6 protein-coding genes are annotated in these 11877 nt (G+C 47.1%); 2 read left to right on the forward strand and 4 right to left on the reverse strand.

Features of this window, described 5'->3' with window-relative positions:
• Window positions 1-25 precede the first annotated feature (25 nt).
• Window positions 26-1357: a hemolysin family protein gene (locus tag QUB61_RS16270; RefSeq protein WP_333127918.1), complete on the reverse strand. Its 1332-nt coding sequence runs from the start codon at window positions 1355-1357 to the stop codon at window positions 26-28.
• Between the two features lie 423 nt (window positions 1358-1780).
• Here QUB61_RS16270 and mfd point away from each other — a divergent pair, with 423 nt between their 5' ends.
• Together mfd and QUB61_RS16280 are read left to right on the forward strand one after the other, a co-directional pair.
• Window positions 1781-5344 (forward strand): transcription-repair coupling factor, encoded by a 3564-nt coding sequence (mfd, locus tag QUB61_RS16275; RefSeq protein WP_333127920.1) that lies wholly within the window; start codon window positions 1781-1783, stop codon window positions 5342-5344.
• A gap of 275 nt (window positions 5345-5619) precedes the next feature.
• Window positions 5620-6315, forward strand: a complete 696-nt coding sequence (locus QUB61_RS16280) for an S-layer homology domain-containing protein (protein WP_333127922.1) — start codon at window positions 5620-5622, stop codon at window positions 6313-6315.
• 777 nt (window positions 6316-7092) lie between these two features.
• Here the strand turns inward: QUB61_RS16280 and QUB61_RS16285 are convergent.
• The 3 genes from QUB61_RS16285 to QUB61_RS16295 all read right to left on the reverse strand — a co-directional run bounded on the left by QUB61_RS16285 (window position 7093) and on the right by QUB61_RS16295 (window position 11428).
• Window positions 7093-8826 carry a hypothetical protein gene (locus QUB61_RS16285; protein ID WP_333190033.1) on the reverse strand — a complete coding sequence of 578 codons (1734 nt, stop codon included), beginning with the start codon at window positions 8824-8826 and terminating at the stop codon, window positions 7093-7095.
• A gap of 478 nt (window positions 8827-9304) precedes the next feature.
• Window positions 9305-9523 carry a hypothetical protein gene (locus QUB61_RS16290; protein ID WP_333127926.1) on the reverse strand — a complete coding sequence of 73 codons (219 nt, stop codon included), beginning with the start codon at window positions 9521-9523 and terminating at the stop codon, window positions 9305-9307.
• A gap of 378 nt (window positions 9524-9901) precedes the next feature.
• The gene (locus QUB61_RS16295; protein WP_333127928.1) at window positions 9902-11428 is read right to left on the reverse strand and encodes a hypothetical protein; all 1527 of its coding nucleotides are present in this window, start codon (window positions 11426-11428) and stop codon (window positions 9902-9904) included.
• Window positions 11429-11877: the final 449 nt, after the last annotated feature.

Here is an 11877-nt window from a genome sequence, read left to right on the forward strand (position 1 = left end):
AACAATTGACTGTGGCGAAGGGTTTTTAGGTTTTTGGTTCGGTTTGAGGCCTATCGCCCCCTGAGTCGATCGGCATTACCAATATCTTATCAACTCGGTTGCCGTCCATATCGACTACTTCCACGCGCAAACCGTTCCACTCAAAATGCTCGGCTGCTGCGGGAATTTTGCCCAAATGTGTAATCACAAAACCGCCCATTGTGTGGTAACTTCCTTTGTTTTCTGCTGAGACTTCTTCCAGGCCAAACAGCTCAAAAAAATCTTCGACTGGTAGCATTCCGTCTAACAGCCAAGAACCGTCTTCGCGCTGCACGGCTTCCGGTTCGTCAGCATCTTCAATCGAGGGAAAGTCGCCAACAAGTTCGACTAAAATGTCGTTGACTGTAACCAATCCTTGAATCACGCCGTATTCGTCTACCACCAAGGCAATTTGATTGCTAGATTGCTTGAAAAGCTCTAATACTTTTAACCCCCGCGTGCTTTCCGGTACAAATAAAGGCCGCCGTAAAGAAGCGCTTAAATCGAGGGGTTGACCGGTTAAAGTCCTCGACAGCATATCTGTAACGTGTACTAAACCGAGCACGTTGTCGAGGCCTCCTTGACACACTGGAAACCGAGAATGACCGCTGCCGAGCATTTTTTGGCGGTTTTCTTCTACTGAGTCGTCGAGGTCGAGCCAGGTAAGATCCGGACGCGGGGTCATTAATGCGCTGACTCGCCGATCGCCCAAACGAAAGACTCTTTCTACCATGTCTTGTTCGGCTTCTTCAAAGGTTCCGGCTTCGGTTCCTTGCTCGATCAAAACTTTAATTTCCTCTTCTGTAACTTGCGGTTCAGTCGAGGGGGCTATCCTCATCAGCCGCATCACTAAGTCAGTGGAATAACTTAACAGATAAACCGCAGGAGCGCCAATTTTTGAGAGCATTCGCATGGGAATTGCTACGCTTGAGGCGATCGGCTCCGGGTTGTTGAGCGCTAGCCGCTTCGGCACGAGTTCGCCGATAATTAAGGTCAGATAAGTGATGGTTAAAACTGCTACTACTGAGGCGATCGTCTTAGAGTAGGGCGCGAGGCCAGGAATCAGGTTCAACAAAGGCTCTACTCTTCTAGAAATCGTCGTTTCTCCGAAAGCGCCCGACAGAATGGCCAGCATCGTAATCCCGATTTGAACTGTCGGTAAGAACTGATTGGGGGCATTAGCCAGATCCAAGGCTACGCGGGCATTGGCTGAACCTTGGTTGGCCATCTGTTGCAGTCTCACCTTCCGTACAGAGATGATGGCCATCTCTGACATCACAAACAAGCCATTGAGGAAAATTAGCAGGAGAACAATCAGAATATCGGTACTTGGGGACATTTCTAAAATTTTCGGTAGTAACGGCGAAGCGCTCTGCCCGGTTAGTCGATTTTAGATTTTAGATTTTAGATTTTAGATTGACGACGCCGCCAGTATCTGGGGGATTTCCCTAATGTCTAAAATTCTTCGATCTTCACAACTTGAGTCGGGGGCTTGTATCCGTCTTTGGGTGCAGTCACAGGAGAGGTCTGGAATCTGCGAATCTCGATCGCAAAATCGAAATTTTTTCTAAACCTGTCACTAGATTAACGGAACTGGCTCGATCCCGATCGCAGGATCGACATATTAAAGCAGAAATCTATCTCCAGTTAAGTTCCAAGGCGTCAACAGCAGAGCGGCACGATCGTGGATGTTTGTCGTACAATCTCCTTAACAGGCAAAGGGAAAGAGCCGGAGCCGATCGGGGATTAAAATTAAAAGCGCATGACCTTCTCTTCAATAATTCGTACCCTCGGGCGATCGCCCCTAGCAACAGAACTCCTCAACAAGCTCAAGCGCCATCGCTACGTGCAACTCAATGGCTTAGCCCGCTTGCCCAAAGGTTTGGTAGCTTCCGCCCTCGCACAGCAAGAAGGGCGGAGTTTACTGGTAGTGACGGCAACTCTAGAAGAAGCGGGCCGCTGGGTGGCCGGGCTGGAGGCTATGGGCTGGCAGACTGTGCATTTTTACCCGACTTCGGAGGCTTCACCCTACGAGCTATCTTACTCTGATGAAAGCGAAATGACTTGGGGTCAAATGCAGGTGCTGGCGGATTTGGTCGAGAAACGAGAAACAAACGCTAATTCTAAGCCGATTGCGATTGTATCTACCGAAAGAGCTCTCCAGTCTCACTTGCCGCCTCCTGCTGCTTTTGAACCCTACTGTCTGACGCTGAAGCGAGGTATGGTTCAAGACTCGAAGATTTTAGACCGCCAACTTGCTTCAATGGGCTACGATCGGGTGGCTCTGGTGGAAATGGAGGGCCAGTGGAGCCGTCGGGGAGATATTGTCGATGTATTTCCGGTGGCGGCTGAGTTGCCGGTGCGGCTGGAGTGGTTTGGGGATGATTTAGAGCAAATTCGGGAGTTTGACCCGTCTTCGCAGCGATCGCTTGATAAGGTCGAGCGGTTGGTGTTAACTCCTACTAATTTTAACGCAATTATTAAAGCAGTTTTAGCTGAAAAAAAGGTTGACGAAATCAACCACCTAGGCTCTGTTGACACCGAAAATGAAACCGAAAAATTTGTCCGCAGGCTGTTGGGTTTAGCGTTTGAAAAACCCGCATCTTTGTTGGATTATTTGCCAGAAAATACTTTAGTTGTTGTTGACGAACCGCAAGGGTGCGAAGCTCACAGCGACCGCTGGTTTGAGAATGCAGAGCAACAGTGGAAAAATTGCGATCGGGAATCTGTTGTTGCGGATGCGGTCACAGAAAAGTTGCCAATTTCTCATTTGAAAGTTCCGAAAATTCACCGCACTTTTGCTGAATCTATGGCAGATGTCGCAGCTTTCGACAGGCTAGAACTTTCAGAATTGGCAGAAGATTCTACTACTAAAAAATTTCAAAGCTCTGCAGAGGGCGACCAGCTACCGTCTGCGATTAATTTGGCTTCTCGGCCTGTGCCGGTGATGCCCCACCAATTTGCTAAGCTGTCTCAAATGCTCAGGGAAGAGCGCGATCGGGGTTTTACTATTTTCCTGGTTTCGGCTCAACCCAGCCGTTCTGTTTCTTTGCTCTCCGAGCACGACTGTCCGGCTCAGTTTGTGGTGAATCCGCGCGATTATTTGGCGATCGATAAGTTGCAATTGCAGCACGTTCCGGTTGCTTTGAAGTACAGCGGGCTGGCAGAATTGGAAGGGTTTATTCTGCCGACTTTTCGGATTGTTTTAATTACAGATCGGGAATTTTACGGTCAGCATTCTTTGGCTACTTTTAGCTACGTCCGCAAGCGCCGCCGCGCTGCTTCTAAGCAAGTAGACCCGAATAAATTAAGCCCGGGTGATTATGTGGTTCACCGCCAGCACGGAGTGGGCAAATTTATCAAGTTAGAACGTTTGACAATCGACCGGGAAACTCGCGAGTATTTATTGATTCAATACGCTGACGGTACCCTGAGAGTTGCGGCCGATCAATTGGGGGCTTTGTCGAGGTTTCGGACGGTAGCCGATAAAGTGCCGGAACTCAATAAGCTGACAGGTCAAACTTGGGAAAAAACTAAAACCAAGGTTCGCAAAGCTGTTAAGAAATTAGCGGTAGATTTGTTGAATCTTTATGCTAAAAGAGCTCAACAAACAGGTTACGCTTTTCCTCCTGATATGCCTTGGCAACAAGAATTAGAGGATTCTTTTCCTTACCAGCCAACCCCGGACCAGTTGAAGGCAACTCAGGATGTGAAACGCGATATGGAGGGCGATCGACCGATGGACCGCTTGGTCTGCGGCGATGTGGGTTTTGGCAAGACAGAAGTTGCTCTGAGAGCAATTTTTAAGGCGGTTACAGCGGGCAAGCAGGTGGCTTTGCTCGCGCCGACGACGATTTTGACCCAACAGCACTATCACACGCTCTCGGAGCGTTTTTCCCCTTATCCGATCGAAGTTGGTTTGCTCAATCGCTTTCGCACAGAAACGGAGCGCCGGGAGATTCACAAGCGTTTGGCGACTGGGGAATTAGATGTGATTGTCGGTACTCAAGCTGTTTTGAGCAAAGCGATTAAATTTCGGGATTTGGGCTTGTTGGTGGTGGATGAAGAACAGCGGTTTGGAGTTAAGCAAAAGGAAGCGATTAAAGCTCTCAAAACTGAGGTAGATGTTCTGACTCTGACAGCAACGCCGATTCCCCGGACTTTGTATATGTCGCTGTCGGGGATTCGCGAGATGAGTTTGATTGCGACTCCGCCTCCTTCCAGGCGCCCGATTCAGACGCATTTGGCTCCCTATAACCCGGAAGTGGTGCGATCGGCAATTCGTCAAGAATTGGACAGGGGCGGTCAGGTTTTTTACGTGGTGCCGCGGATTGAGGGGATTGATGAGTTGGCCGCTCAGTTGCAGGAGATGGTACCGTCTGCCAGAATTGCGATCGCCCACGGTCAAATGGAGGCTTCGGAATTAGAATCGATCATGCTGACCTTTAGTGCGGCCGATTTCGATATTTTGGTGTGCACGACGATTATTGAGTCGGGTTTGGATATTCCGCGTGTCAATACGATTTTAATTGAAGACGCGCAGCGCTTTGGTTTGGGCCAGCTTTACCAGTTGCGGGGACGTGTGGGACGCGCGGGGATTCAAGCTCACGCTTGGCTGTTTTATCCGAAGCAGAACAAGCTGTCTGATGCTGCAAGGCAGAGGTTGCGGGCAATTCAAGAGTTCGCGCAGTTGGGTTCAGGCTATCAGTTGGCTGTCCGAGATATGGAAATTCGCGGTTCGGGTGATGTTTTGGGTACTGAACAGTCCGGTCAAATGGAGGCGATCGGTTTTGATTTGTATGCTGAAATGCTAGAAGAGGCTATTCGGGAAATTAAGGGTCAGGAAATTCCGAAAGTGGAGGACGCGCAAATCGACCTCACTTTGACGGCGTTTATTCCTGCTGATTACATCGCAGATTTAGATCAAAAGATGAGCGCTTACCGGTCTGTGGCGAATGCTAATACCTCAGAAGAGTTACAGCAGATTCAGGCTGATTGGTGCGATCGTTATGGGCCAATTCCTCTTCCAGCCCAGCAACTTATCCGTGTTGTCGAACTCAAACAAATCGCTAAAAAAATCGGTTTTTCTCGGATCAAACCGGAGAATAAGCAGCACATAGTTTTGGAAACAGCTATGGAAGAACCTGCTTGGAACTTGCTCAAGGCTAATTTGCCCGACCATTTGCGCTCTCGTTTTGTCTACAGCAAGGGGAAGGTTACTATTCGAGGTATGGCGGTTTTGACGGCCCAAAAGCAATTGGATAATTTGATTGATTGGCTGGGTAAAATGCAGGGCGCTTTGCCGTCGGCTAATGTTGGCTTTTAATATAGCAATCCTAAATCATTTGTGAATTTCTTACTCCCGAGCGAGCGGGTTCGGAAGGGTTGGGGTGGGGTAAAAAATTTACGACTCATGCAAGGATTGCTATATAGCGGTTCGATCGCGTGGTGAGGTATGTCCACGGAGACCTATGCCCACGGAGGCCTATGCACGTCGGAACATGTTACTGAGAAAGGCTATATATAATCCTCAAATCTCGCGCACCGCCGAAACCAGAGAATAATATCGATGGAACCGGAAAAAATATTACTGCTGTTGTCATGATTGTTTTAGCGACAGAAAGGATTAAAATCGTCAAAAAGTTAGTCAGTATTTTTTTGGCGGCCCTAGTGCAAGGAGTGACAATGGGGGTTCAATCTCAACCAATAATTGACCCGATCGAGCGGGTTGTGAGTGCAGGATTGATGCAAAAAGATGCCGCGGGCAATTTTAATGCTGAGGGCCTTGTCAGTCGCGCCGAGTTGGCGGTGATTTTAGTAAAAACTTTTGGTTTGGAACGGCGGAAAACAGCTCAGAAACCGGATATGGAATTGCCGGACGTACCCAATAGTTACTGGGCTTACAGTGCGATTCAAACTGCTTTGAAAACGGGAACGATGAGTGGATATCGCGACGGAATGTTTTTCCCAAATCAAAGGGTGACTCGCGCTGAAGCTTTGGCGATTTTTGCTCAAGCTTATGGGGTTTTTCAGTTTCCAGATGCCAGCATTTACGAGATTTTAGCTAAGTATCCAGATGCAGGGGAAATCCCTAATTGGGCTAGAAAGTCTATGGCTACTGCACTTTATGAAGGGTTTGTTAACGTTGAACTCGGAACTAATAAGATTAATCCTTTGAAGCCGATTACTCGCTGGGATATCGCTTACGCTTTGAGCAAGTATTTGGAGCGGCAAGTAAGGCCAACTTCTTTGCCTGTCCCGGACGAGCCGCCTCCTAATCGCGGCGTGGGAAGGTAAATAGAGTAAGTTTCATTTGCATGAAAATGGGTAATTGGTAATTGGTAATTGGTAATAGAGAAGACTCTACCTCATCGAATTAAAAACTGCTATATAGCAATCCTTGCAGGAGTCGTAAATTTTTTACCCCACCCCAACCCTCCCCTTACTAAGGGGAGGGAGTAAGAAATTCACAAATGATTTAGGATTGCTATAGTTGTGATACCAATTTAAAAAAGTCTTGCTATCATCCTCCATCTTATACCAATTATTAAAAGTCAAAGCGAATCCTAGGGACACGGGGCCCGGCCGTGTCGTACTCCCCGCGCCGGAAACGGCACAGCCCCCTGTCCATACTTTTCAGGGCGTTGTTGATTGAGGGTATGAATCAACTTTTCGCTTGCAGTTACAAAACTCACCCTCAAGCGGGCTGATAGCAATTGGGAAATCTTGAATTCATACCTTAATTCAGCAACGCCAAGACACGAAACGGATACCCACTCAATCCTACAGTAAATTAATGTCTGTAACTCTGACATAGCCTCATTCACACCCCCGGGGTAGCACAGGCTAGAGGGCTGTGTCGAACTATTTACACTCATCGTTAACAGCAAAAGTAGTTCCCATCCTGTAACTCCTAAAATGGGCGATCGTGCTCACAAAGCCTGGGCCCGATTGTAGTAAGCAGAAACAGAGGTATCTTTGTCCCAAAATATAGACCAACAAGCATAACCCCATCACCAAAGCTCAAGCTCCAATTCTTCCAGACTAGCTGTCCCATACTTCTGGAATAGACTACTAGGGGACAACAAATGTCTCAGTGCCGGTCAAACTGGTAAAGTTATACGTTGTGCTACCAGCTATGAGTGTTTCAAACTCGTAAGTTTCCATAATAACGCCACTATTAATAAAGCTCACCTTTGTCCCCTCTATTTTACAGGTATAAGTTCCTGAGGTTAATTCGAGTGTGTCTTCATTGTTTCCACCCTTAAAAGTCCCCGTACCAAAACCCTTGAGATGGTCTTTACCATTTCCTAACAACACGCTGCCCATGCCTTTAAAGCCTCCATCGGCTAGGATGAAGTCTGCGCCATTACCAGTATTAATGGTACCGTGGTTTTCGATGCCCTTACTGCTAGTGATTGTGTCCATACCATTACCAGTATTAATGGTGCCGTCGGTACCGATAAACAAGCCATCGGCAATGATTTCGTCGTTACCATTACCAGTATCAATGATACCTTTGTTGGAAATGCCACTTATGTCGTCACCCAAAAAGGAAAAGCCACCACTGCCAGTGATTGTGTCGTCACCATTACCGGTATCAATGGTACCTCCGTTCTCAATGCCACCACTGGCAGTTATTATGTCCTCACCATTACCAGTATCGATGGTGGAAAAGTTGGAGAGACCACCGGCCAAAATTTTACCATCAAAAGTTCCACCCTTAGCAATGATTGTGTCTTTTCCATTGCCGGTATTTATAACTCCTGTGTTCTTGATGCCGTTAAAACCTCCGCTGCCCTCGATCGTGTCATTACCATCACCAGTATTGAAAGTGATGGAGCCATTGTAGATGCCGGTACTGAGGCCGCCATTACCACTGATTCTGTCGTTGCCGTTTCCAGTATCGAGGATGCTACCATCAGCGATTTTGATTCCGTCTGAGTTGCTGCCAATGCCAGTGATTTCGTCGTTACCATCAGCGGTATTGAACGTGCCAGAATTGTAAATGCCCTGGCCATAGTCCCCCTTGGCAGTAATTATGTCGTTACCTTCGCCCGTATTGAACGTGCCGGTGTTGTCAATGCCGCGTCCTATCCCCCCCGCGGCAGTAATTATGTCATTACCCTCGGCCGTATCGAACGTGCCGGTGTTGACAATGCCCCGCGAAGCGTCCCCCTTGGCAGTAATTATGTCGTTACCCTTGGCCGTATTAAACGTGCCGGTGTTGTAAATGCCCTCGCCATAGGTTCCAGTGCCAGTAATTTGGTCGTTACCCTCGGCCGTATTAAACGTGCCGGAGTTGACAATGCCGTTGTAAAAGCCTCCAGTGCCAGTAATTATGTCGTCACCCTCGCCCGTATTGAACGTGCCGGTGTCGTAGTTGTGAATGCCCTCGCCATTGGTTCCAGAGCCAGTAATTGTGTCGTTACCCTCGGCCGCATTGAACGTGCCGGAGTTTTCAAAGCCGGCGTTTCCTTTGTTCGCCTCAGCAGTAATTATGTCGTTACCCCCGCCCGTATTAAACGTGCCGGTCTCGTAGTTGTAAATGCCAGCGCCGTCCCACCCCCCACGGCCAGTAATTATGTCGTCACCCTCGGCCGTATTCAACGTGCCGGAGTTTTCAATGCCCCTGCCGGACAGATCGCTGGCGTTGAATAGGTACGTGCCAGTGATTGTGTCCTTGCCAGCAAGAGTATTAGCGATACCAGTATTGACTATGTCCTCCTCGCCAGACTGAGGGACAATATCAGCTCCGTTGGTAAACGTTATAGTTGAAAGTTCGATTGTCATAGGAAGACCTCGCAATTACAATTAAAATGAACAAATATTATCTATTATAACTTCTACTTAAATCAGATTATACGAGGTTTTATTTCTATTGTTTGATTTCTTAACATACCCCCAACTATTTTGATTGAAAAACTTGCTTTGAGAGGTTTTTTCGCCTAAATAAATAATTGACGACTATTATTATGAGAGTGGAGAGTTTCAACAGTCGAATAAAAAATGACATTTTCAGCTAAAATAAGAGTCAGGAATCTGAAGTAATGGCTGATGAGGCTGCAATTTAACGGGATTTGAACAAATTTCGGACCGTTCGAGAGCATCCCTGCTGCTATGTGTGTGGCAACGGGGTAAACCTCCCTCGTTCCCTGTCGGGACCGTCATCCCAAATCAAGTCAGCTTTGCCGAAATACCCAGCACTCATCTTTCCTAGCAAACAACCATTCCATCAGATATTGGTGCTGTTCTTGGGTAAGGGTGGATTGACCGTAGCTATCTATTATCGGTAGCGAGGATTTGGATTTGAGGGAGGCGCCGAGGGCGGTGACGAGATTTGAGATTTTTCTGACAAGAACCTTTGAGCTACTACAGCTTCGTTAAGTGGTGTTGCTCTATTAGGGTATGGTAAAGTTATAGTGCGATCGGCAAAAAATAACTCTTCAAAACGTTGTTGATTCACGGTATCAATCAACTTTTCGCTTGCAGTTACAAAACTCACCCTCCCTGGGCTTATAGCAATTGGGAAATCTTGAATTCATACCCGTATTCAGCAACGCCAGGACAGGAAACGGCTACCCACTCAATCCTACAGTAAATTAATGTCTGTAACTCTTACATGGCCTCATTCACACCCCCGGGGTACCGCAGGCTAGAGGGCTGTGTCGAACTATTTACGCCGATCGTTAACAGCAAAAGTAGTTCCCATCCTGTAACTCGTAAAATGGGCGATCGCGCTCACAAAGCGCAGGCCCGATTGTAGTAAGCAGAAACAGAGGTATCAAGGTGCCAAAATATAGACCAACAAGCATAACCCCATCACCAAAGCTAAAGCTCCAATTCTTCCAGACTAGCTGTCCCATACTTCTGGAATAGACTACTAGGGGACAACAATTATCTGACCAGGGATCAACTTGGTAAAGTTATACTTTGTGTTACCAGCTATGAGTGTTTCAAAATCGGAAGTTTCCATAATAACGCCACTATTACTATTAGTAAAGCTCACCGTTGTCCCCGATTTTCCAACGGTAACGGTATAAGTTCCTGAGGTTAATTCGAGTGTGTCTTGATTTTCTCCACCATTAAATTTACCCGTACCAAAACCCTTGAGATAGTCTTTACCATTTTCTAAAAACACGCTGCCCAGGCCTTTAAAGCCTCCATTGGCTAGGATGAAGTCTGCGCCATTACCAGTATTAATCGTACCGTCGTTTTCGAGACCCTTACTGCTAGTGATTGTGTCGTTACCATCACCAGTATTAATGGTGCCGCCGGTACCGATAATCAAGCTTCTATCGGCCATGATAGAGTCGTTACCATTACCAGTATTAATGGTACCTTTGTTGGAAAAGTTACAACCGGTAGTTATTGTCCCGTAACCATCGGATAAGCTACTAATGGCAGCTATTGTGTCGTCACCATCACCGATATCAATGGTACCGTCGTTGTCAATGCCACCACTGCCAGTTATTATGTCGTCACCATTACCAGTATTGATGGTGGAAAAGTTGGAGAGACCAGCGCCAGACTTTCCACCACTAATAGTTCCACCCTTAGCAATGATTGTGTCTTTTCCATTGCCGGTATTTATAAGTCCTTTGTTGTGGATGCCGTAATCACCTCCGATGCCCTCGATCGTGTCATTACCATCACCAGTATTGAAAGTGATGGAGCCATTGTAGATGCCGCTACCGATGCCGCTCTTACCACTGATTTTGTCGTTGCCGTTTCCAGTATCGAGGGTGCTACCATCAGCGATCGAGATTCCGTCGTAGCTGCTGGTAACGCCAGTGATTTCGTCGTTACCATCAGCGGTATTGAACTTGCCAGAATTGTAAATGCCGTAGTACTTCCCCTTGGCAGTAATTATGTCGTTACCCTGGCCCGTATTGAACGTGCCGCTGTTGTCAATGCCGCGTCCTATCTCCGCCCCCGTGGCAGTGATTGTGTCGTTACCCTCGGCCGTATTCAACGTGCCGGAGTTGTAAATGCAGCAGTTCTGCCCCGTGGTCGTGATGGTGTCGTTACCCTCGGCCGTATTCAACGTGCCGGTGTTGTAAATGCCGCCCTTCTTCCCAGTGCCAGTAATTATGTCCTTACCCTCGGCCGTATTGAACGTGCCGGTGTTGTAAATGCCGTATCCACTCGCAGGGCTGGGGTTGAAATAGTCGTAGATCCCAATGCCAGTGATTGTGTCGTTACCCTCGGCCGTATTCAACGTGCCGGTGTTGAAAATGCCGTATCCACTGCTGGGGGTGGAAGGGTTGTATGGGATCCCAGTGCCAGTGATTTTGTCGTTGCCATCAAGAATATTAGCGATACCAGTATTGACTATGTACTCATCGCCAGACTGAGGGACAATATCAGCTTGGTTGGTAAACGTTATAGTGGAAAGGTCGATTGTCATAGGAAGACCTCGGGATTTCAATTAAAATGAAAAAATATTATCTGTTATAAGTTATATTTGTAACAAATTTTACAAAATTTTATTCAGTATTGTTTTATTTCTTAACATACCCCAAACTATTTTGATTAGAAAACTTGCTTTGAGAGGTTTTTTCGCCTAAAAAACTAAATAATTGACGACTATTATTATGAAAGTGGAGGGTTTTAACAGTGGAAGAAAAGACATATTCAGCTAAAAATAAGAGTATTGAATCTGAAGTAATGGCTGATTCGGCTGCGATTTAACGGGATTTGAACAAATGGAGGGCCGGGAGAGAGGATCAAACCTGCTATGTGTGTGGCAAAGGGGTAAATATCCCTCGTTCCCTGTCGCGACCGTCATCCCAAATCAAGTCAGCTTTGCCGAAATACCCAGCACTCATCTTTCCTAGCAAACAACCATTCCATCAG

Source organism: Microcoleus sp. C2D2 (genome assembly GCF_036702495.1).
Taxonomy (GTDB): domain Bacteria; phylum Cyanobacteriota; class Cyanobacteriia; order Cyanobacteriales; family Microcoleaceae; genus Microcoleus.